Genomic DNA, 23,093 nt, shown 5'->3' on the forward strand with positions numbered 1-23,093 from the left:
TAGGTATTACAAACCAGGGTACTATTATTTTTGATACGCTTAATTGCCTCTGAAACTTTGCCGTCGATCCTGGAATCAAACGCCTTGGTCTCGATAACGGTACTGTTAATATTATCAGGAATCTCCCCGACCCCAATACCAGCAATTGCATCTGTAGCGTTCACACTACTTTTCACTGCCAGGGTGTTGGCAACGGTTGCATCATTAACGTATCCTGTGCCGATAGCTGCATTGGCCAGTTGACCGGAAGTTTTGACCTTGCAATTCACCGCAGTGCTGCCGTTAACGATGCTATTATAAGCAGCTCCGGCTCCGATGCCCGCATCTGCCCAATGCCCTTCGGTTATGATTGTGCAGTCCAACGCTGTGGTGAGTGAAACGAAGCTGTCACTATAAATATGTCCCGCTCCAATACCGGCTTGGCCAAACTCATTTTTGGTAGTGACGTTGCAGTGCACTGCCGTCGTGCTAGTAACTTTTCCTCCTTTATCGACTTTACCCGCGCCAATACCGGCAAAGGCATTTTTCTTCGATGTTTTGACGTGACAATTCTCTGCCACAGTATTAGTAACAGTACCCTTCTTCTCAACCTGCCCACCCCCGATACCCGCGCTGGCATCGGTACCGTTTGCTGTAACATTGCAGTTCACTGCTGTGGTGCCAGTCACGGTGCCACCTCTAAACCATCCCCCGCCGATGCCGGCAAAACTATTATCTCCAGATGTTGTCACTATGCTGTCCATTGCCGTGGTGTCAGTAACATCGGACTCAATAGAATTTCCCCCGCCGATACCCGCATAGCCATGATTACCAGAAGTTACCACCGTGCAGTTCTGTGCCCTGGTGTTGGTAACTTTTCCACCGAAAATGCTTCCCGCTCCAACAGCGGCATTTGCATTATCGCTCATTGTTTCAACGCGACAGTGAACCGCTCTCGTGTCGGCAACATTTCCTCCTTCAACAACGCCTGAGCCAATAGCGGCGCTCCCACCCGATGTTGCACTATTCGAGGTTTTGACTGTGGAGTCCAGTGCCTTGGTGTTGGTAACGATTCCTCTGGTCAAAACATGTCCCACTCCAATAGCGGCATTTGCCTTATGACCGGATGTTTCAACTGTACAGTTCTTTGCCATAGTATTTTTAACAGTATTCTTAAACACACCGATGCCTGCGTACCCACTCCCGATGCCTGCGCTGGCCTCGCTGCCGGTCGTTACCACCGTGCAGTTCTCGGCCCTGGTGTTGTCAATGTTACCTCCGGTCAAAACATGTCCCACTCCAATAGCGGCATAAGACTTTTTGCCTCCGGTTTCAACGTGGCAGTCAACCGCTATCGTGTTAGCAACCGTGCCAGCCTCAACGTACCCTGCCCCGATACCCGCGCTTCCAGAATCAGAATCTTTGTCGGTCGTGATGTTACAGTCCACGGCCGTCGTGTTAGCAACGGTTCCGCCTTCTTGGACCTTTCCTGCAATAACCCCCCCATAGGCTCCATTACCCGAAGTACTTACATGAGCATTTTCAACCCGGATATTACTGATCATGGCATTACCAGAAATTTCACAGGCCACCACTGCGGCCGGGCCTGTGGACGTTATATTGGCATTAGTAAAGCGCAGGCTATCGACACTGCCTCCACCGGCCAGTTTTTTTATCAGGCAATGTCTGAGATTACCGATGGTACGATTTTCGCCATGGAAGATGCCGGTAAACGGATGGCTATCATTACCGATGGATTGCAATTGGCTACCATCAATACACGGAACAGTTTGCCGGTAAGTGCAATTGCGTGGAAAGCTCTCGTTACGGCCAATCATGCCCAGGATTTCGGCATCCGCCACCTCAATCGGCTCGCTGCCACAGGTGGCCGATGCTGCCAGGCCGAAAGCAGCAAGACCGGACAGCGCCCCCAGCACCGCCGCCGCATTGGGCAGATGACAAGACCCGGGCGCTGTGCTTGTCGGTTTACGATGCTGCTGCGATGAGTTCTGTTGTGTGTCTTTTATTTTATCGTTGTCGTTTTCCTGGGTTCCGTCCCGCGTTAAAAACGGTAACACCCCAGACTTCCTGGATACATCCAAACTGCCCCATCGTCCCTGTGGCTCTGTAGATGGTATTGTTGCAAGTCGGGAATCGCTGACAGTGCCGCTTCTGGGCACGGTCGGTGGCTGTATCAACATTACTACCTCATCAATACTTCGAAAGCTTTTACTCAAAAATATCCTGTGTCGTGTAAATCAGCGAATAAGAGATAAACACCAATATTTATTTGCTGATTCAAATTTTTGGGAAACAACATAGCTCAGAATGCTAAAGACGTTATGCCTATTTTGAAAAAGTCACAGAAAATACGACGTTGGTCACGCCCTGATGTTCAGGATTTTCAGAGCCAGAAAATCCTCAGGATAAGTTCAAAGACCCGGCGGAGTGCCACTACCGCCCGGTGAGAATTTCAAGCAAGTGAAGTACAGTAACTGGTTTTCCCCTCGTTCCCACGGTCCCCCATGGGAATGCATACCGGGCCTCTTGTGGGTCTCCATTAAACACTCATGATTCCGGACATAAACAGAATGTTTTATATCTGGCAGGCTCCGGTATGCATTCCCGACCCATAGGGCCTGCATGGGAACGAGGGGGGTGGCTGTGTGGGTATTAGCGCTTTTTTGTACCGGGTCTCACACGAACTCCGCAGGCGGGGGGCCGCCCTACGGAGCGCTCTGCACCTGCGCGGCCCGACACGTTTGGTAAGTGACCATGAAAATCGACATCACTTCCTTTACCGGCGAGGTTCTCAGGCTGGATAGCCATCTTCTGGATGATACTCAGTCAGAAGCAGCGGTTGATTGTCGTTTAACTAATGGCAGCCTTCACGCCTCCCAGCAATCTGCAAGGGATGGTGGTGCTGCCCGGCGGCGGAGCGGTGGGCTTCTCCGGTAAGGAGCTGATGTTCAATGACCCCTATCATTTATATGCATGGCCAGCAGGTTTGAGTTAGAAGGTACCGATACAGTCACTGCCGTGATTTTGGCCAGCGCCATGGCTGAGCTTTGAAGGGAGCCAGTCCTCCTGCATGATCTGGTCAAAGGTCCATGGACAATTCTCCGGGAAATCTTCTTTTGACATGTCGGTGTCGATGATTGCTGCTCGAAGGGCAGATTCAAAGATGCCTTCCCAGTCACTTATAATTTTTGCCTCCAGGCTTGGGTATTTCTCCATCAGGTCTTTGGTTTGTTTTCGGTGTGCCCGGATGCTGTTTTCCCAGCTATGGCCATATTCCCGTTTTTGGGGCTGGTACTGCCATTTGAACAGGTGCATCAGTAATTCTGCCAGGTGGCTGTCCAGCTTTCGATCCAGCTTCATAGACAGTGTTTCACTGTTTTTGTTCATTGGCGGCGTATGATCGGTCGACGTTGACCCGTAAACCGCCACCAGGGGCCGATTCAGGGCCGCCGCTATATGCATCAGGCCAGAGTCATTACTGACCACAGCGCTGGCAAAGGAGAGCAGGTCGATGGCATCCGCCAGCGATGTTTCACCGGCCATGTTATGGCAGTGCTGCTGCAATGCATCAGGCAGGCAGCTTTTTATTTCAGCGGTGACCGCTTGATCTTTGGCTGAGCCAAACAGCCAAACCTGCCATCCCTGTTCAGCAAGGGAGCGTGCCACTTCGGCGTAGTAACCGGTTGGCCACTGCTTGGAGGGGCCAAACTCAGCACCCGGGCACAGTGCCAGAATGGGCCTGTCGGTGTGCAGGTGGTAGCGGCCAGGGACTTTGCTGGCGGTATTACTGTTTACCTGAAGCGCAGGAATCGGCAGGAGCTCCGGTAGTGAAGCACCCTCCGGATAGGCCAGGGCGACAAACCGTTAACCGTTCCACCATCAGTGGGTACTGACTTTTATCCAGCCTGCGAATGTCGTTCAATAGCCCGTAGCGCATTTCGCCGCGCCAGCCAATACGGTGCCTGATGTTGGCCCAGAGAGGCACCAGTGCTGATTTGAACGAGTTGGGTAAGGCGATGGCGTGTGTGTAGCCTTCCGCCCTCAGGATTTTGCCCAGCTGGTAGCGGGCTTTAAGTCCCAGTTTGCCATGACCCAGGGGCATATCAATACCCCTGCGAACTTCAGGCATGCGCTCAATGATCGGCAGGCTCCAGGCGGGAGCGAGTACATCGATGATGGCATCAGGGTGTTGTTGTTTCAGGGCAATGAACAGCGTTTGTGCCATTACCATGTCCCCTACCCATGAGGGACCGACGATCAGATATTTCATCCCGTCTGGAATTCCTTACAGTGAATGGGAGGGAATTATAAGCGCTGTTTACGCAGGTAAAAAGTGACCGGTTAATGAGTAAGACCCTCCGGGGGCGGAGAGCCTGGATGGGCTGAACTGGTCAACAGCTTGAAAGGGGAGGGCTGTACAGCTGTTGCAGCCAGACGATGAGAGCAAGAAACCACGCCTTACTGAAAGTACTTGTGCAGAGCATCGTCAGTGAAGTCAGTTTTTGGCATTAAGAAAAAAACATAACCCGGGAACTTTTACATCACTGGATGGATCAATGATGCCAAGTGTTTTTTTGTACACATTTCCAATGTACTTTTATGCAACATCATCGAGGCCTGTTTATGATTCAGCAACCTATTCAGCAGTCCATTCAGCAACCAATTTGAAGCCGTTTTGGGAGCGGGGCGGACCATTCCATTAGGTCTTCTATTATGCATAACCAACGTCGTTGGTTGTAGAATTATAAAAAAGTACGAAACCATATAGCTATTTTTTTAAATAGCGATCAATAATGTTTTGAACCTTTTCTATCTTAATGTCAGCCTGGTCAGACTTACTGTAAATGGTGACCAGGATGGTTTTCGCTTTCGTTTTCAAGTAATAAATTACTCGGTAACCACCGCTTTTACCACGACTGGCATCACGGTTTCTGATCCTGGCTTTGTATAAAACTGCTCCCGAAACCTGTAGCCTATCCCCCGGGGTTTTCCCCGCCGTAAGTCCAGTCAACAGGGGTTTCAGGTCTTCACGCAAGCTGTGATATTTTTTTAACAGCTTGCCCAGTGACCGTTTGAATTCGGGCGTATAATAGAGCTTTATCAATGATCCAGCCCTTTCCATAAGTCATCCAGTGGCTGGTAATCACCGCTGGAAACCTCTTTCCACCCCTGTTCAAATGAGCCTTCTGCACTCCCTAAGGCAACACTTTTGCGGAAGCTGTAGACAATGGTCAGCAGGGCAGGAAGGTGTTCGCTTGGTATTTTTTCGATTTCCTGCTTCAGCATATCCTGCATTTTCGTCTCAGTATCTTTCATGTGCTGCTGCCTCGGGGCTATCTATGGTGTTTTAATTATTGCTGGCTGATAGCCTTTGGACAAGCCTGGAGGCTCAGGGTCAGGTTTTTCATCGTGCGAATTATCCCTCTGACTCTAATTATCATCTTCGTTGCCAAAATGCAGACCCACGAGTGTTAATAGCCAATTGCTCTATCAGAACTGAATTTCAGGATTAGGTACCCTTGTGGCAGCGGGTGGATTGGGGATTGTCGGCTATTCAAGCTATCAGTGGATTACCGGTTACCGGCAAGGGGGTGCGTGGCCAGGCGCTGGCGATTAAACCACTGACTCGTGGTAAAGAACTGGCAAGCGCTGCGGTCAACTCGGTATCACAGGGTATTCAGGAAGCCAGGGAACGAGTGAACAGGCAGAGAGTTCCTACACAGAAACCAGACCATGAAATGAGCCAGATACTGACTGAAAGAGTAACTGAGCTGCACAAACGTTTGTAACTTATGTATTCAGACAGTCCCCTGTATTGGAGCATTTAAAAAAGGCGACCGTCACTGAACAGTCGCCTTTTCATAGCACCAGAATGTCAGAACGATCAGGTTGCTGCTGATGCTTCCTGTTTTCCCTCTACAGAGTTCGAAGCATAAGGGGGATGCCACAGGGATCGGTGATATCGCCGCTATTAAGTAGTTAACCAAATGAAATCAAATATTTATTAGTCGAAGCAGGGGAAATTCAACATTGTCAGACGAACCAGCAAAGAGCGAATGCGAGCGACATTGAGCAAGATCAAAGACTATCTCAACACTGTGTTGCCTAAAGTAAAAGTTCTTCGTCCATGGCCGGAGCAACGGTTTGACGTTAAATACTCGAGGTAGGAGCTGTATGCGCTTCCTTTGGTTTTGTGTGTGCCGAAGCCCTGAAACTTTCTCCGATCATTATCCCAATTATGAGTTTTTACTGGCTTCTTTTCTCTTCCTTTTTCTCTTTTTTGGTTTATCTGTTTGCTCTTCTACATGTTCTTCGGCGGTAAAGTAACAGTCATCTGAGAATTGCCCTCCTTCATCGGCAGTAACGTATGCCTCATCTGCTGACACCTCGCCGCTGTTAAGTGACACAGAGCCATGGGCCTCTGGCGGGACGGCTAACCTTGTCCTTATTTGATCAATCACTATTTTCATTGAATTGTGGTTAGCAAGCTTGTTCACCGGGATTTCAATGACCTCAAATCCTAATTTTTGCAGCAGGGCGATTTTCAGTAAAGTCGAACCATTCCTGGTTTTGAAATCACCATCCACGTAATGAGAAGGTCCCTGAACGTCGATAACCATGCTGTAATCTGGCAGAAGCAGGTCAACCGGAGGTAATGAGTTCAGACTTTTTTCTTCTTCAATCTTCAAAGACGGAAGGCTTGATTGGAGTTGATTGTGGAAGGTGGATTGAGGTTGAGAAATGGTTGTCCGGTAATGGGGGGTAACCGGACACGATCTCCCAAGCCAATTTGCGGCCATGGCAATGACGGTTCGACCCTCTGTATTGCCCGGGGATGTAATTTCCAGGCGAGAAAATAGTTCACCTATGTGCTTTTCAAGCGGGTTTTTATCATTGCTACCTGAGTCCAGATAAAATCTGGCACAGAATACCATGACTCCCCAGAGAGATATCGATATCTCTTGCTCAGAGAGTTGAGGGTTTTCAATGATTCTGTCCACAAGAGAATCGAACGTAGATTGAACCAGGTTCAGCTCAATGGCCTCACCCAGTTTCGCCACGGCCCACAGCAGGTTGGCGATATGCTGAGGAAAAAAGAGGTCTTTCTCTTCTTTTGATTCGGCTTTGGCTGTCACATGGTACAACAGCGCGGCCAGGGCTTCTTTGAGCTTCGCTGTCTTCTCCAGCTCCAGCCCGTTGTCCACCAGTGTCACCACGGCCCACAGCAGGTTGACGGTAGCTTGAGTGTTGAAGTGCTCTTTCTCTTCTTTTGATCCGGCTTTGGTTTTCACAAGGGGCAACAGCGCGGCCACGGCCTCTTTGAGCTTCGGTGTTTTATCCAGCGCCAGCCCGTTGTCCACCAGTTTCGCCACCGCCCACAGCAGGTTGGCGATATGCTGAGGAATCAAGTGGTCATTCTCTTTTTTTGATTCGGCTTTGGTTTTCACATGGGGCAACAGCGCAGCCACGGCGTCTTTGAGCTTCGGTGTCTTCTCCAGAGCCAGCCCATTGTCCACCAGTTTCGCCACCGCCCACAGTAGGTTGGCGATATGCTGAGAAATAAAGTGGTCTTTCTCTTCTTTTGACTCGGCTTTGGTTTTCACATGGTACAACAGCACGGCCACGGCCTCTTTGAGCTTCGGTGTCTTCTCCAGCGCCAGCCCGTTGTCCACCAGTGTCGCCAAGGCCCACAGCAGGTTGGCAGTACCTTGAGTGTTGAAGTGGTCTTGCTCTTCTTTTGATTTGGCTTTGGTTGTTACATGGCACAACAACGCGGCCACGGCCGCTTTGAGCTTCGGTGTCTTCTCCAGCGCCAGCCCGTTGTCCACCAGTTTCGCCACGGCCCACAGCAGGTTAGCGGTACCTTGAGTGTTGAAGTGGTCATTCTCTTTTTTTGATTCGGCTTTGGTTTTCACATGGGGCAACAGCGCAGCCACGGCCTCTTTGAGCTTCGGTGTCTTCTCCAGCGCCAGCCCGTTGTCCACCAGTTTCGCCACAGCCCACAGCAGGTTGGCGATATGCTGAGGATTAAAGTGGTCCTTCTCTTCTTTTGATTCGGCTTTGGTTTTTACATGGCGCAAAAGTGCGGCCACGGCCTCTATAAGCTTCGGTGTCTTCTCCAGCTCCAGCCCGTTGTCCACCAGTTTCGTCACGGCCCACAGCAGGTTGGCGACTTCCTGTGGCTTGAAATGGTCTTTTTCTTCTTTTGATTCGGCTTTGGTTTTTACATGGGGCAACAGCGCGGCCACGGCCGCTTTTAGCCTCGGTGTCTTCTCCAGCGCCAGCCCGTTGTCCACCAGTTTCGCTACGGCCCACAGCAGGTTGGCGATACCTTGTGCATCAATATCCCTGGCTTCAGGTTTTTGATTGCACTTAAGTATTATTGGATCAAGTAAAGTTGACAGTAAAGCAGCTTGAGTTTTCTTAACCCACTCATCTGTGTATTTATAAGGGGTAAAAACACCCGCTGAAGTAAATGAATGAAGCGTTGTCGTCAGGCTTTGCCAAGCCCACCCGGGTGTCGCTTTAAAATCATGCAACAATCGTATCAGTTGACATTGTTCACTATGATGTAAAGGGCGTTTTGACGCTGATGTGTATTGTTTAATTGAACTGGCAAATTGACCATGTTTTTTACCATCATACCGATCACCATAACGAGCAGATATCCTTACCAGCCAATCCATTTTTTTTTGTGTGATAAGAGCATTAAAATCATAAACAGGTTTTACTGAATGTTTTGGTGAATAGTGAGCAGAACATGCGTCAGAAGTATGATAAAATTCATTACGCATTGGGATAGAGGGGAGTGGAGTATTTGCCTGCCTGACTGTGCCATGCCTGTATCGCCCACTTCTTGCAGTATCGGCATGATTATCCGGTTGCTTATAATTATTACCTGATGTCGTGTATTTCCAACTTATACCAACAGTGTCTCTATCCATAATTATATTTCATTAATTCATAAAAAATATAAAAAGTAGACTACTGTACTGTTTATAGTTCATCTTGCTGAAATGTCTATAAACTCTGGTTTGATTGGCGCTTAGTGTGCCGAGATAAATCGGCAAGATGTTTATGATTCAGCAACCTATTCAGCAGTCCATTCAGCAACCAATTTATGACAGCGCTTCCCAATGTTCAGGGAATGGCGTCGAACATTCCTGGCTCGGCCATGGCGTTGCTGTTGCTAAAGCATTTGCGAAATCATTGATTCCGATGGAAGATCCTCACTTCAGTATTAATCCCGATAAAGCACTGGAAGGTATTGGGCGACTGGCCACGGCAACTATCGTGCCGTTGAGTCCCATCCTTTTCATAGCGAAAGATATTGCTGATGCGTGGTTCGGCAGCTGTTTGCCCGGGCCTGATGCCAAACCGGAATTACCACAGACATCAAAAGCAACCGGGGAAGAGGCTCAGGAAAAAGAACCCGGCTCGAAAGACGTACCCCTTCAACAGCCATCCACGGCCCGCTATCAAGGGAGTCAGGGATCCAGAGGACTGCTTGCACTTGGTACGCTGGCCAGCTCCTTTCACTATGCCAATTCGGATGCCAATGCCGATTGTCCACAACCCATAAAGATGCCCATAAAGATTAATGATACGAAAACCCTGGACAAGATTGGTCGAGATCCCTGCTATCCACTGGACGGCACATACCAACAGACGGCGGATATTGTTGCCTCTCAAGACTATCAATCCATTGGCAATGATACCGATCCATTCACCGGGCAGTACGATGGGCAGTGCCGTACCATCAGCGACCTGCCTGACTGTTTTGTTGACACTCTGAATGGCAACATCAGTGACCTTCGCTTGACTGGTGCCAATATAATAAATTCCACAAAGGTGACTGGGTTAGCAGCCTGTGTTGTTGATATTAATGGCACCGTCATGGGTGTCCGGGCCAAAAATGCTCTTATTTCCACTTTGGGTGACAACGTTTACGTCGGCATTGGGGGAGGGGAGGTTAGAGGAACGGTTGCCAACATCACGGCGGTGGACAGCACGGTGGAAACCTCGGGTGAACGTGGATACGCCGGCATCGGGGGGGGATGGTTCACGATGGAGGAGTGGTTGCCAACACCACGGCGGTGAATAGCTATATCATCATGAAAAAGGATTTAGGACCTGAATCCAATGAGCAGCTTCTTTGCCAAAAAGCTGACCCACGTGTGTTAACAGACAATTGCGCTTCGGGAACTGAATTTCCGGATGCGTTGGATTTTTCTTACGGTGATGTTTGCCCGGTAAATGCCGCCACAGTGTCAACAGATGCTACAGCATCAACAGCCGCTACAGCGCTCATTACCACAGGTACACTTGTGGCAGCGGGCGGATTGGGGATTGTCGGCTATTCAACCTATCAATGGATTACCGGTTACCGGCACGGGTTGCGTGGTAAGGAGCTGGCGAAGAAACCCCTGACTCGTGGTAAAGAACTGGCTAGCGCTGCGGTCAACTCGGTATCACATGGTTGTCAGGGAATCAGAGAACGAATGAACAGGCAGAGAGTTCCTGCACTCAGCAGCGTATGAAATGAACCAGGTACTGACTGACAGAGTAACTGAGCTGGACAAACGTTGGTAACCTATTTATTCAAACAGTCCCCTGTATTGGAGCATTTAAAAAAGGCGACCGTCACTGAACAGTCGTCTTTTTATAGCACCAGAATGTCAGAACGATCAGGTTGCTGCTGATTCTTCCTGTTTTCCCTCTACAGAGTTCATCAATCTGTTCCGCTTAGGCGCTGTCACAAACATAGGGCAACCATCGCATTACGCTTCCGGAACCGCTTTCAGGGTAGCCACCAGCAGATCCCAGAACCTGGCAACGCTCTGGATATGGACTTTCTCATCCGGAGAGTGCGGGAAGCGGATGGTTAGGCCACGTGAAGTCAGTTTTTGCATTAAGAAAAAAACATAACCCGGGAACTTTTCCATCACTGGATGGATCAATGATGCCAAGTATTTTTTGTACATATTTCCAATGTACTTTTATGCAACATCATCGAGGCCTGTTTATGATTCAGCAACCTATTCAGCAGTCCATTCAGCAACCAATTTATGACAGCGCTTCCCAACGTTCCGGGAATGGCGTCGAACATTCCTGGCTCGGCCATGGCATTGCTGTTGCTAAAGCATTTGTGAAATCATTGATTCCGATGGAAGATCCTCACTTCAGTATTAATCCCGATAAAGCACTGGAAGGTATTGGGCGACTGGCCACGGCAACTATCGTGCCGTTGAGTCCCATCCTTTTCATAGCGAAAGATATTGCCGATGCCTGGTTCGGTAGCTGTGTGCCCGGTCCGGATGTCAAACCGGAATTACCACAGACATCAAAAGCAACCGGGGAAGAGGCTCAGGAAAAAGAACCCGGCTCGAAAGACGTACCCCTTCAACAGCCATCCACGGCCCGCTATCAAGGGAGTCAGGGATCCAGAGGACTGCTTGCACTTGGCACACTGGCCAGCTCTTTTCAGTATGCCAATTCGAATGCCAGTGCCAATGGTTCAATACCCATAAAGATTTATGATGCAAAAACCCTGGGCATGATTGGCCGAAATGATAGCTATCCACTGAACGGTGCATACCAACAGACGGCGGATATTGTTGTCACTCAAGACTATCAATCCATTGGCAGTGATACCGATCCATTCACCGGGCAGTACGATGGGCAGTGCCGTACTATCAGCGACCTGCCTGACTGTCTTGTTGACACTCTGAAAGGCAGCATCAGTGACCTTCACTTGACTGGTGCCAATATAATAAATTCCACAAAGGTGACTGGGTTAGCAGCCTGTGTTGTTGAAATTAATGGCACAGTCGGTGGTGTCCGGGCCAAAAATGCTCGTATTTCCACCTGGGGTGACAAAGCTTACGCGGGCATTGGGGGAGGGGAGATTAAAGGAACGGTTGCCAACATCACGGCGGTGGACAGCACGGTCGAAACCTCGGGTGAACGTGCATACGCCGGCATCGGGGGGGGGCTGGTTCACGATGGAGGAATGGTTGCCAACACCACGGCGGTGGACAGCAGGGTAGAAACCTCGGGTGAACGTGCATACGTCGGCATCGGAGGGGGGTGGGTTTCCGGAATGGTTGCCAACACCACTGCGGTGAACAGCACGGTCAAAACCAACAAGGGTGAACGTGCATACGCCGGCATCGGGGGGGGGTGATTGTCAAAGGAACGGTTGCCAACACCACGGCGGTGAACAGCACGGTCGAAACCTCGGGTAAAGATGCACACGCCGGCGTCGGGGGGGGGATGATTTTCAAAGGAAAGGTTGCCAACACCACGGCGGTGAACGGTACGGTCGAAACCTCGGGTAATTATGCATACGCCTGCATCGGGGGGGGGGTTGTTAAAAACGGAACGGTTGCCTGCACCACGGCGGTGAACAGCAAGGTCAAAACCTCGGGTGTAGGTGCATACGCCTGCATCGGGGGAGGGCAGGTTACCTATGGAGGATCGGTTGCCAACACCACGGCGGTGAACAGCACGGTCGAAACCTTGGGTGAAGGTGCATTCGCAAGCATCGGGGGAGGGGCGGTTTTCGATCAAGGAACGGTTGCCTGCACCACGGCGGTGGACAGCACGGTCGAAACCTCGGGTAAAAATGCACACGTCGGCATTGGGGTAGGGCAGGTTACCGATGGAGGAAAGGTTGCCAACACCACGGCGGTGAACAGCAGGGCCGAAACCTCGGGTGAACGTGCATGCGCAGGCATCGGGGGGGGAGCGGTTTACGATCAAGGAACGGTTGCCTGCACCACGACGGTGGACAGCACGGTCGAAACCTCGGGTAAATATGCACACGCAGGCATTGGGGTAGGGCAGGTTACCAATGGAGCAACGGTCGCCAACACCACGGCGGTGAACAGCAGGGCCGAAACCTCGGGTGAACGTGCATGCGCAGGTATCGGGGGAGGGGCGGTTTACGATCAAGGAACGGTTGCCTGCACCACGGCGGTGGACAGCACGATCGAAACCTCGGGTAAATATGCACACGCAGGCATTGGGGTAGGGCAGGTTACCAATGGAGCAACGGTCGCCAACACCACGGTGGTGAACAGCACGGTCGAAACCTCGGGTGAAGTTGCATGCGCCGGCATCGGGGTGGGCCTGGTTCACAATGGAGGAAAGGTTGGCAACACCACGGCGGTGGGCAGCAAGGTCGAAACCTCGGGTAAATATGCATACGCCGGCATCGGGGGAGGGCTGGTTTCCAATGGAGGAACGGTTGCCAACACCACGGCGGTGAACAGCACGGTCGAAACCTCGGGTAAATATGCATACGCCGGCATCGAAGGAGGGGAGGTTCGTGATGGAGGAAAGGTTACCAACACCACGGCGGTGAATAGCTATGTCATCATGAAAAAGAATTTTGGACCTGAATCCAATGAGCAGCTTCTTTGCCAAAAAGCTGACCCACGCGTGTTAACAGCCAATTGCGCTTTTGGACAGGAATCCAATGAGCAGCTTCTTTGCCAAAAAGCTGACCCTCGTGTGTTAACAGCCAATTGCGCTTCGGGAACTGAATTTCTGGATGCGTTGGATTTTTCGTACGGTGATGTTTGCCCGGTAAATGCCGCTACAGTGTCAACAACCGCTTCGGCGTCAACTGCCGCGACAGAGTCAACCGCGGCGGCGTCAGCAGCCGCCATAGTGTCAACAGACGCTAGAGTATCAACAGCCGCTACAGCATCAACAGCCGCTACAGCATCAACAGCCGCTACAGCATCAACAGCCGTTACAGCGCTCATTACCACAGGTACACTTGTGGCAGCGGGCGGATTGGCGATTGTCGGCTATTCAACCTATCAATGGATTAACGGTTACCGGCACGGGTTGCGTGGTAAGGAGCTGGCGAAGAAACCCCTGACTCGTGGTAAAGAACTGGCTAGCGCTGCGGTCAACTCGGTATCACATGGTTGTCAGGGAATCAGAGAACGAATGAACAGGCAGAGAGTTCCTGCACTCAGCAGCGTATGAAATGAACCAGGTACTGACTGACAGAGTAACTGAGCTGGACAAACGTTGGTAACCTATTTATTCAAACAGTCCCCTGTATTGGAGCATTTAAAAAAGGCGACCGTCACTGAACAGTCGTCTTTTTATAGTACCAGAATGTCAGAACGATCAGGTTGCTGCTGATTCTTCCTGTTTTCCCTCTACAGAGTTCATCAATCTGTTCCGCTTAGGCGCTGTCACAAACATAGGGCAACCATCGCATTACGCTTCCGGAACCGCTTTCAGGGTAGCCACCAGCAGATCCCAGAACCTGGCAACGCTCTGGATATGGACTTTCTCATCCGTAGAGTGCGGGAAGCGGATGGTTAGGCCACGTGAAGTCAGTTTTTTGTATTAAGAAAAAAACATAACCCGGGAACTTTTACATCACTGGATGGATCAATGATGCCAAGTATTTTTTGTACATATTTCCAATGTACTTTTATGCAACATCATCGAGGCTTGTTTATGATTCAACAACCCATTCAGCAACCCATTCAGCAACCAATTTATGACAGCGCTTCCCAATGTTCAGGGAATGGCGTCGAACATTCCTGGCTCGGCCATGGTGTTGCTGTTGCTAAAGCATTTGTGAAATCATTGATTCCGATGGAAGATCCTCGCTTCAGTATTAATCCCGATAAAGCACTGGAAGGTATTGGGCGACTGGCCACGGCAACTATCGTGCCGTTGAGTCCCATGCTTTTCATAGCGAAAGATATTGCCGATGCCTGGTTCGGTAGCTGTGTGCCCGGTCCGGATGTCAAACCGGAATTACCACAGACATCAAAAGCAACCGGGGAAGAGGCTCAGGAAAAAGAACCCGGCCTGCAAGACGTACCCCTTCAACAGCCATCTGCAGCCCGCTATCAAGGGAGTCAGGGAACCAGAGGACTGCTGGCACTTGGCACGCTGGCCAGCTTTTTTCAGTATGCCAATTCGAATGACAGTGCCGATTGTCCACAACCCATAAAGATGCCCATAAAGATTAATGATACGAAAACCCTGGACAAGATTGGTCGAGATCCCTGCTATCCAATGAACGGTATATACCAACAGACGGCGGATATTGTTGTCACTCAAGACTTTCAATCCATTGGCAATGATACCGATCCATTCACCGGGCAGTACGATGGGCAGTGCCGTACCATCAGCGACCTGCCGGACTGTTTTGTTGCCACTCTGAAAGGCCGCATCAGTGACCTTCACTTGACTGGTGCCAATATAATAAATTCCACAAAGGTGACTGGGTTAGCAGCCTGTGTTGTTGAAATTAATGGCACAGTCAGTGGTGTCCGGGCCAAAAATGCTCATGTTTCCACCTTGGGTGACAAAGCTTACGCCGGCATTGGGGGAGGGGAGGTTAAAGGAACGGTTGCCAACATCACGGCGGTGGACAGCGCGGTGGAAACCTCGGGTGAACGTGGATACGCCGGCATCGGGGGGGGGATAGTTCACGATGGAGGAATGGTTGCCAACACCACGGCGGTGGACAGCACGGTCAAAACCAACAAGGGTCAATCTGCACACGCCGGCATTGGAGTGGGGGTGGTTGCCCCTGGAGCAACGGTTGCCAACACCACGGCGGTGAAAAGCACGGTCGAAACCTTGGGTCTTTATGCACGCGCCGGCATCGGGGGGGGGGTGATTGATGGAAATGTTGCCAACACCAGGGCGGTGAACAGCACGGTCAAAACCTCGGGTACTTATGCGCACGCCGGCATTGGAGGGGGGTGGGTTGACACTGTAGGAACGGTTGCCAACACCAGGGCGGTGAACAGCACGGTCAAAACCTCGGGTACTGATGCATACGCCGGCATCGGGGGAGGGCAGGTTTCCGGAAATGCAACGGTGGTTGCCAACACCACGGCAGTGGACAACAGCACGGTCGAAACCTCGGGTAAATCAGCATCCGCCGGCATCGGGGTGGGGGCGGTTTTCGATCAAGGAAAGGTTGCCAACACCACGGCGGTGAACAGCACGGTCGAAACCTCGAGTACTGATGCAAACGCCGGCATCGGGGTGGGGGCGGTTTACGATCAAGGAAAGGTTGCCAACACCACGGCGGTGAACAGCATGGTCAAAACCTCGCGTGAAAAAGCATGCGCCGGCATCGGGGGAGGGCAGGTTTCCGGAACTGCAACGGTTGCCAACACCACGGCAGTGGACAGCACGGTCGAAACCTCGGGTGAAAATGCATACGCCGGCATCGGGGGAGGGTGGGTTTACAAAAATGCAAAGGTTGCCAACATCAGGGCGGTGAACAGCACCGTCAAAACCTTGGGTAAACGTGGATTCGCCGGCATCGGGGGGGGGACGATTGATGGAAAGGTTGCCGACACCAGGGCGGTGAACAGCACGGTCAAAACCTCGGGTGAACGTGGATACGCCGGCATTGGAGTGGGGTGGGTTGACCAAGAAGGAACGGTTGCCAACACCAAGGCGGTGAACAGCACGGTCGAAACCTCGGGTAAATCAGCATTAGCCGGCATCGGGGGGGGGATGGTTTCCAGAAATGCAAAGGTTGTCAACACCACGGCGGTGAACAGCACGGTCAAAACCTCGCGTGAAAAAGCATACGCCGGCATCGGGGGAGGGCAGGTTTCCGGAACTGCAACGGTTGCCAACACCACGGCAGTGGACAGCACGGTCGAAACCTCGGGTGAAAATGCATACGCCGGCATCGGGGCGGGGGCGGTTTACGATCAAGGAACGGTTGCCTGCACCACGGCGGTGGACAGCACGGTCAAAACCTCGGGTAATTCTGCATACGCCGGCATCGGGGTAGGGCAGGTTGCCCATAACGCAACGGTTGCCAACACCACGGCAGTGAACAGCACGGTCGAAACCTCGGGTGAAGGTGCATACGCCGACATCGGGGCAGGGAAGTTTGCCAATAACGAAAAGGTTTCCAACACCATGGCGGTGAATAGCTATGTCATCATGAAAAAGGATTTTGGACCTGAATCCAATGAGCAGCTTCTTTGCCAAAAAGCTGACCCACGTGTTTTAACAGCCAATTGCGCTTTGGGACCTGAATCCAATGAGCAGCTTCTTTGCCAAAAAGCTGACCCACGCGTGTTAACAGCCAATTGCGCTTCGGGAACTGAATTTCCGGATGCGTTGGATTTTTCGTACGGTGATGTTTGCCCGGTAAATGCCGCTAGAGTGTCAACAACCGCTTCGGCGTCGACGGCCACTACAGAGTCAACAGCGGCGGCGTTAGCAGCCGCCACAGTGTCAGCAGACGCTACAGCATCAACAGCCGCTACGGCGATCATTACCACAGGTACCCTTGTGGCAGCGGGCGGATTGGGGATTGTCGGCTATTCAACCTATCTATGGATTACCGGTTACCGGCACGGGTTGCGTGGTAAGGAGCTGGCGAAGAAACCCCTGACTCGTGGTAAAGAACTGGCTAGCGCTGCGGTCAACTCGGTATCACATTGTTGTCAGGGAATCAGAGAACGAATGAACAGGCAGAGAGTTCCTGCACTCAGCAGCGTATGATAATGAACCAGGTACTGACTGACAGAGTAACTGAGCTGGACAAACGTTGGTAACCTATTTATTCAAACAGTCCCCTGTATTGGAGCATTTAAAAAAGGCGACCGTCACTGAACAGTCGTCTTTTTATAGTACCAGAATGTCAGAACGATCAGGTTGCTGCTGATTCTTCCTGTTTTCCCTCTACAGAGTTCATCAATCTGTTCCGCTTAGGCGCTGTCACAAACATAGGGCAACCATCGCATTACGCTTCCGGAACCGCTTTCAGGGTAGCCACCAGCAGATCCCAGAACCTGGCAACGCTATTGATATTTACTTTCTCATCCGGAGAGTGCGGGAAGCGGATGGTTGGGCCAAAGGAGATCATATCCCACTCTGGGTACTTGCTGCCCAGCAGGCCACATTCCAGACCGGCATGAACCACTTGTACGCCAGGCTCCTGACCATAAAGCTCCGCATAAACCTGTTTCATAATAGCCAGAATCTGAGAGTCAGCATCTGGTTTCCAACCCGGGTAGCTGTCGGAGAAGATGACTTCGGCATCCAGCATTCGGAACAGACCAGCGACAGCATCACTCAGGGCATCATTACAGCTGCCCACCAGACTTCTTGGCAGGATATGGGCTTTGATCTTACCTTCATTGATGGTCAGAACACCCAGGTTTAAAGAGGTTTCTACCACGCCTGCAATGGAGTCACTCATTCTCTGGGCTCCATTTGGACAGGCATTCACCGCAGCTACCCACTGGTTCTGATCCTGCAGAGACATCAGTTCGGCAGCGGGCGCAGCCTCACTCAGAGTCAGTGTCAGGTTGGGCTCCACCACCGCCAATTCGGCAGTCAGCTCATTGCTGCACTGGTCAATAATTTGCTCACAAGCCTCCAGTGATGACTCAGGAACGGCAATGACCGCAGACGCTTCACGGGGAATGGCATTGGCCAGGGAACCACCGGTCAGGCTGGCAATACGCACACCTTCTGCCTCCAGGCGGTGCAGGACACGGACCAGCAATTTGATGGCATTGCCCCTGCCCAGATGAATATCACACCCGGAATGGCCACCTTTGAGTCCGGCAATGGACAGGGTTTTGCAGGTCAATCCATCCTGAGCGGCTTCAGTCGTGTAATCCCCATTGATCTCGATACGGGTACCACCGGCGCAGCCAATGTAGAGTTCTCCCTCATCTTCAGTATCCAGGTTGAGCAGGATCTTGCCTGTCAGAACACCCTGCTGCAGCCCCTGAGCGCCGATCATTCCGGTCTCTTCAGTAGCGGTGAACAGCGCTTCAACAGGACCATGCTGCAGGTCTTTGGCAGCTAATACGGCCAGTGTTGCCGCCATACCGATGCCGTTATCGGCACCGAGGGTGGTGCCTTCGGCAGTCACCCAGTCACCATCGATATAGGCTTTAATCGGGTCAGTGGGGAAGTCATGAACGGTATCGTTATTTTTCTGAGGCACCATATCCATATGACCCTGAAGAATAACACCGGCACGGTTTTCCATACCGGGTGTCGCCTTTTTGCGAATAATGACATTGCCTGCCGCATCGGACTGCCACTCAAGATTGTGCTCTTTGGCAAAGCCAATCAAATGCTCACGAATCTGTTCTTCATGGAACGAAGGGTGAGGTATGTCACATATGGCGGAAAAGTGTTGCCATAGCGCGTTGGGCTGCAGTTCGTGGATAGCGCTCATTTAAGACTCCAGGGCTAATAATATTGACTGCTGTGTCGGAATATATATTTGCAGTAGCCGTATAGTGAGGGTGCCGGGGATAAACATCAATGAGGGTTTTCTACCTTTATATCGTGCAAAACAGTCGTCAATGGTGGCAACAGGCAAGCCTGCGGATGAGTCCGCCATTTTTCAGGGAACGATGCTGGAATATAGCTGTCTGAAAAGTGCAACAAACGTTATTGACTGGATGTATTATTTTGGACGCAATCTCCAGGCCCCAATCGGGTGCTCAATTTGACAGCAACATGAGTGTTGATGATGTAACAGAGCTTCTGGGGGAGGTTTCATTCAATCATCGTGAAACCAGGGTTACGACTGGATTAGTACCTGAGACAACGTCACAAACGGATGTTGCCATGGTTTTGGACTCCTCCCCCCGTGATGTTCCGGTAGTTGACCGATCAGTCTCTATGCCGTCTGATGGTGGTTTTGCTTATTCACCGGCCGATACGGGCTTGCGGTTGGAGTATTTGCGCAAACATCCTATTGCAGAAGGGTTAAATAGTGATCCTGACTATTCAGCCCTCATTAAGCAGCTGTGCGATGCCACATCAGATCATGAAAAATTATCTTTATTTGAAAAGTTACAAGAAAAGGTTGAATGTAAACATGGTTCAAATAGATTGATTGCAATTTCTCTTCTTCGGCATTTATCAAAGTACACTAACCTGGCAGAGGAAGCATTTCGTCTGATCAATAATTGTGATCAGTTTTCAAGCATTAACGGTAATATTGATGAGCGTAGCTTGCTATTTAATGTTGGTGTTCTGGACGCTCTCTATAGCCAGTTGACGGACTTGTCAAAGCTATTAAAGGGAGAACTGTGTACGGAATCGCTTTCATTAATTCGTTATACCAATATGATTTTTCCTGAGCCCATTTTTGTTCTTGATGTCATGAACCCTCGTCAACTCTCCGGTTATGGGGAAGAGCTGTCTCAGCACAAGGAGCAAATAGTTCTAAGGTGTAAATGGGGTCCTGCTGATACTCGTTTAATCGAATTGATAACGATGATTTCTCGTTACCGTGAAACTGAACTACGTATTTATACCAGCATTTCTCAAGCCTCAGCAAACTACCTTAACGATTATCTAAGAGCGAATAATATTGACCGATTGTTTCTTCCTATGGCAGGATCCGGTTATTTTTCTAAAAGTATGATGGAAGCAGGCATGCCCTCAACCTGCTTTGATATCAATCCACCGGAAAGAACCTATACCAGGGTAAATAAAGCGGATGTGTTTGTCAGCGTCGACAAGTTTGCCAAAATACTTGCTTCGACTGGTGGTAACATGGACTCATCAGCAGTGGTACTTGATGCGCCGCAGCCCGTTTTCATGGATAACGGGCGCTGGGTGGACGCTGATGAATTTCTTCCCAGGGTCATTAAGTCCTGGTTTGATCGGGGAGGTAAGAATTTGCTGGTCATTTCTGAGGCCAGTGATCAGGAATTGCTTTTTTCTTCCAAAGCATTAACAAAAATGGGAATAGCCATGATACCGGTGATACCGGGCTTTCCTCCTGAGATATTTCAAAGCCTGGGGGAGCATATCGGTGTCTGTGGTCTTTATCGGATTGATAAAAAATAAGTGGTTGATTGCCTGCTGGAGACAGCAAAACTCTGGCGAGACTGCCTTTTTCTCCTATTATTCCAGTTGAAATATAAGTCACTGTCAGGGTGTCTCGATAATGAAACTCTACGAGGTTTATGTGCAGAAGTTAGTCAGATGGTCTACCGTTGTCTTGCTGGCATTCACGGTGTTTGTGGCTGAAGGTGCTTATATCGGCCCCGGATCAGGGGTGAGTTCCGTACCTGACTCCGGTGATGGTATGACAACCGTCGCCGCTATCCTGAAGAATCCTCAGGACGACAGGCGGGTCGTCCTCAGGGGTAATCTGGTCCGAAAAGTTAAACATGAGACTTACCTGTTTAACGATGGTACCGGTGAAATCATCGCGGATATTGATGATAACGACTTTCCACCGCAACCGGTAACAGCCAATACCAAAGTAGAGATTATTGGTGAGGTGGATGTTGATCGGGTATCCGCCGTTGAAGTAGACGTAAAGTCTCTGCGAATTATCAGCAAGTAGGGTACAGAAAGCATACAAAAGTCAGGCTAACAGACAGCTAACCATCATCTCTTAAATTAGCCCCTCGTCTTCTACTTTTATAAGGTGCAAAACAGTCGTCTATCGTTGAAACATACAGACGAATCAGCAATTTTTCAGGGAACAATGCTGGAATATAGCTGTCTGAAAAGTGAAACAAATGCTATTTGTTGGAAGCTTATTGTGGACGCAACAGACAAGCCCCAATATGATGGTGCTCAATTTGATGCTTATTCTGGTGCTCATTCTAATAGCAGTCAGGCTGTTGATGATTTAACCGGGCTTTTCGGGGAGGTTTTATTCAATCATCGTGAAACCAGGGTTACCACAGATGAATTAATACCTGAGACGACTCCACAAACTGACCTTGCCACGCTTTCGGACTCATCTCCCCGTGATGTTTCGGTAGTCGCCAGATCAGTCTCCATGCCGTCCGGTAGTCGTTTTGCTTTTTCACCGGCAGATACGGGCTTGCGGTTAGATTATTTACTCAAACATCATGTTGCTGAAGGGTTAAATAATGATCCGGACTATTCAGGCACCATCGCGCAGCTATCCCGTGCGACATCAGACTATGAAAAATTTGCTTTATTCGAGAAGTTACTGGACGCGGTTGATAGTAAACATAAATCAAATTTTGAAAAGGCACTGCCTCTTCTTCAGGGTTTTCCAAAGAAAACTTCCTGTTTAGAGGAAGCATTTAGACTGATCAATAAAAGTGGCCAGTTTTTGTGCAATGACGGTGATGTTGATAAGCGTAGGTTAATATTGAATATTGGTATTCTGGACTCTCTCTATAGTCAGTTGACGGACATGTCAAAGCTTTTAAATGGAGAGCTGTGCACGGAATCGCTGTCAATAATGCGTTATATCAATATGATCTCTTCTGACCCTGTGTGTGTTTTTGACGTCCTTCAACTTGATCAACGCCTTGCCAGTGAAAGCATGCCATTGCAATATCACAGGGAAAGGGTAGCTATGAAGCTCAATCACTCCCATTATGATCAAGCTATCAATGTGATAGCGATGATTGCTGGTTATCGTGAAATTGAGCTCTGTATTTATTCCAGTATTTCCAAAGCCTCGGCAAAGTATCTTAACGATTATCTAAGAGCGAATAATATTGACCGATTGTTTTTCCCTATGGCGGGATCCGGTTATTTTTCTAAAAGTATGATTGATGCAGGCATGCCCTCAACCTGCTTTGATATCAATCCACCGGAAAAAACCTTTACCAGGGTGAATAAAGCGGATGTTTTTGTCAGCGTTGACAAGTTTGCCAAAATACTTGCTTTGACTGGTGGAAACATCGATTCATCAGCATTGGTACTCGATGCCCCGCAGCCCATTTTCATGGATAATGGGCGTTTGATGGGCTCTGATGAATTCCTACCCAAGGTCATTAAGTCCTGGTTTGATCGGGGAGGTAAGAGTTTCATGGTCATTTCTGAGGCCAGTGATCAAGAGTCGCTTTTCTCTTCCAAAGCATTAACAGGAATGGGAATAGTCATGAAACCTGTGATACCGGGTTTTCCGCCTGAGATATTTAAAGGTTTGGGGGAATATATTGGTATCTGCGGTCTTTATCGGATTGATAAAAGATAAGCTGTTGATTACCCGGGAGGCTGACCGAAAATAGCGCCCGTCCTCGCTACGGGCGCTATTCTCAGACAGCCTCTTAGAGCAACGCAGGAGCAGTTGCCGCGCAGAG

General features: G+C 50.1%; 19 protein-coding genes. 12 read left to right on the forward strand and 7 right to left on the reverse strand.

Going from position 1 to position 23,093, the window contains the following annotated elements:
- Positions 1–398 precede the first annotated feature (398 nt).
- The 3 genes from ACO6UX_RS17760 to ACO6UX_RS17770 all read left to right on the forward strand — a co-directional run bounded on the left by ACO6UX_RS17760 (position 399) and on the right by ACO6UX_RS17770 (position 2,937).
- The gene (locus ACO6UX_RS17760; protein WP_422449716.1) at positions 399–971 is read left to right on the forward strand and encodes a hypothetical protein; all 573 of its coding nucleotides are present in this window, start codon (positions 399–401) and stop codon (positions 969–971) included.
- A 96-nt stretch (positions 972–1,067) separates the two neighbouring features.
- Positions 1,068–1,985 carry a hypothetical protein gene (locus tag ACO6UX_RS17765; protein WP_422449717.1) on the forward strand — a complete coding sequence of 306 codons (918 nt, stop codon included), beginning with the start codon at positions 1,068–1,070 and terminating at the stop codon, positions 1,983–1,985.
- Between the two features lie 769 nt (positions 1,986–2,754).
- Positions 2,755–2,937, forward strand: coding sequence for a hypothetical protein (locus tag ACO6UX_RS17770; RefSeq protein WP_422449718.1), 183 nt, complete (start codon positions 2,755–2,757; stop codon positions 2,935–2,937).
- A gap of 54 nt (positions 2,938–2,991) precedes the next feature.
- On the opposite strand, the gene waaF (ACO6UX_RS17775) is transcribed toward ACO6UX_RS17770, so the two are convergent.
- The 4 genes from waaF (ACO6UX_RS17775) to ACO6UX_RS17790 form a co-directional block, all read right to left on the reverse strand.
- Positions 2,992–3,852 (reverse strand): lipopolysaccharide heptosyltransferase II, encoded by an 861-nt coding sequence (waaF, locus tag ACO6UX_RS17775; RefSeq protein ID WP_422450538.1) that lies wholly within the window; start codon positions 3,850–3,852, stop codon positions 2,992–2,994.
- Complete coding sequence (waaF, locus tag ACO6UX_RS17780) at positions 3,785–4,270, reverse strand: lipopolysaccharide heptosyltransferase II (protein WP_422449719.1); 486 nt, start codon at positions 4,268–4,270, stop codon at positions 3,785–3,787. The genes waaF (ACO6UX_RS17775) and waaF (ACO6UX_RS17780) overlap by 68 nt, the downstream gene beginning before the upstream one ends.
- A gap of 498 nt (positions 4,271–4,768) precedes the next feature.
- On the reverse strand, positions 4,769–5,122 hold the full coding sequence (locus tag ACO6UX_RS17785) for a type II toxin-antitoxin system RelE/ParE family toxin (protein WP_422449720.1): 354 nt from the start codon (positions 5,120–5,122) through the stop codon (positions 4,769–4,771).
- The gene (locus ACO6UX_RS17790) at positions 5,101–5,316 is read right to left on the reverse strand and encodes a hypothetical protein (RefSeq protein WP_422449721.1); all 216 of its coding nucleotides are present in this window, start codon (positions 5,314–5,316) and stop codon (positions 5,101–5,103) included. Before ACO6UX_RS17790 ends, ACO6UX_RS17785 begins: the two co-directional genes overlap by 22 nt.
- A 203-nt stretch (positions 5,317–5,519) precedes the next feature.
- Here ACO6UX_RS17790 and ACO6UX_RS17795 point away from each other — a divergent pair, with 203 nt between their 5' ends.
- Entirely contained in the window at positions 5,520–5,789 is a 270-nt protein-coding gene (locus tag ACO6UX_RS17795) for a hypothetical protein (RefSeq protein WP_422449722.1), read from the forward strand.
- Between the two features lie 447 nt (positions 5,790–6,236).
- Here ACO6UX_RS17795 and ACO6UX_RS17800 read toward each other — a convergent pair whose 3' ends face one another.
- Positions 6,237–8,945, reverse strand: coding sequence for an RAP domain-containing protein (locus ACO6UX_RS17800; RefSeq protein WP_422449723.1), 2,709 nt, complete (start codon positions 8,943–8,945; stop codon positions 6,237–6,239).
- Positions 8,946–9,078: 133 nt separating this feature from the next.
- Between ACO6UX_RS17800 and ACO6UX_RS17805 the strand changes: the two genes are divergently transcribed.
- Positions 9,079–10,101, forward strand: a complete 1,023-nt coding sequence (locus tag ACO6UX_RS17805) for a hypothetical protein (protein WP_422449724.1) — start codon at positions 9,079–9,081, stop codon at positions 10,099–10,101.
- Complete coding sequence (locus ACO6UX_RS17810; protein ID WP_422449725.1) at positions 10,059–10,541, forward strand: hypothetical protein; 483 nt, start codon at positions 10,059–10,061, stop codon at positions 10,539–10,541. Before ACO6UX_RS17805 ends, ACO6UX_RS17810 begins: the two co-directional genes overlap by 43 nt.
- A gap of 240 nt (positions 10,542–10,781) precedes the next feature.
- Here ACO6UX_RS17810 and ACO6UX_RS17815 read toward each other — a convergent pair whose 3' ends face one another.
- Positions 10,782–10,913: a hypothetical protein gene (locus tag ACO6UX_RS17815; protein ID WP_422449726.1), complete on the reverse strand. Its 132-nt coding sequence runs from the start codon at positions 10,911–10,913 to the stop codon at positions 10,782–10,784.
- A 113-nt stretch (positions 10,914–11,026) separates the two neighbouring features.
- Here ACO6UX_RS17815 and ACO6UX_RS17820 point away from each other — a divergent pair, with 113 nt between their 5' ends.
- The 3 genes from ACO6UX_RS17820 (at position 11,027) to ACO6UX_RS17830 (ending at position 17,532) form a co-directional block, all read left to right on the forward strand.
- Positions 11,027–12,187, forward strand: coding sequence for a hypothetical protein (locus ACO6UX_RS17820; protein WP_422449727.1), 1,161 nt, complete (start codon positions 11,027–11,029; stop codon positions 12,185–12,187).
- On the forward strand, positions 12,184–14,004 hold the full coding sequence (locus ACO6UX_RS17825) for a hypothetical protein (RefSeq protein ID WP_422449728.1): 1,821 nt from the start codon (positions 12,184–12,186) through the stop codon (positions 14,002–14,004). Before ACO6UX_RS17820 ends, ACO6UX_RS17825 begins: the two co-directional genes overlap by 4 nt.
- Before the next feature lie 486 nt (positions 14,005–14,490).
- Complete coding sequence (locus ACO6UX_RS17830; protein WP_422449729.1) at positions 14,491–17,532, forward strand: hypothetical protein; 3,042 nt, start codon at positions 14,491–14,493, stop codon at positions 17,530–17,532.
- Positions 17,533–17,773: 241 nt separating this feature from the next.
- Here ACO6UX_RS17830 and ACO6UX_RS17835 read toward each other — a convergent pair whose 3' ends face one another.
- Entirely contained in the window at positions 17,774–19,228 is a 1,455-nt protein-coding gene (locus ACO6UX_RS17835) for an aminoacyl-histidine dipeptidase (RefSeq protein WP_422449730.1), read from the reverse strand.
- Positions 19,229–19,467: 239 nt separating this feature from the next.
- On the opposite strand from ACO6UX_RS17835, the gene ACO6UX_RS17840 reads away from it, so the two are divergent.
- From ACO6UX_RS17840 to ACO6UX_RS17850, 3 genes are all read left to right on the forward strand, one after another.
- Complete coding sequence (locus tag ACO6UX_RS17840) at positions 19,468–20,859, forward strand: hypothetical protein (protein ID WP_422449731.1); 1,392 nt, start codon at positions 19,468–19,470, stop codon at positions 20,857–20,859.
- Positions 20,860–20,959: 100 nt separating this feature from the next.
- On the forward strand, positions 20,960–21,364 hold the full coding sequence (locus tag ACO6UX_RS17845; RefSeq protein ID WP_422449732.1) for a NirD/YgiW/YdeI family stress tolerance protein: 405 nt from the start codon (positions 20,960–20,962) through the stop codon (positions 21,362–21,364).
- Between the two features lie 105 nt (positions 21,365–21,469).
- Positions 21,470–22,987, forward strand: coding sequence for a hypothetical protein (locus ACO6UX_RS17850; protein WP_422449733.1), 1,518 nt, complete (start codon positions 21,470–21,472; stop codon positions 22,985–22,987).
- Positions 22,988–23,093: the final 106 nt, after the last annotated feature.

Origin of the sequence: Endozoicomonas sp. ALB091, assembly GCF_049310265.1 — a bacterium.
GTDB lineage: Bacteria > Pseudomonadota > Gammaproteobacteria > Pseudomonadales > Endozoicomonadaceae > Endozoicomonas.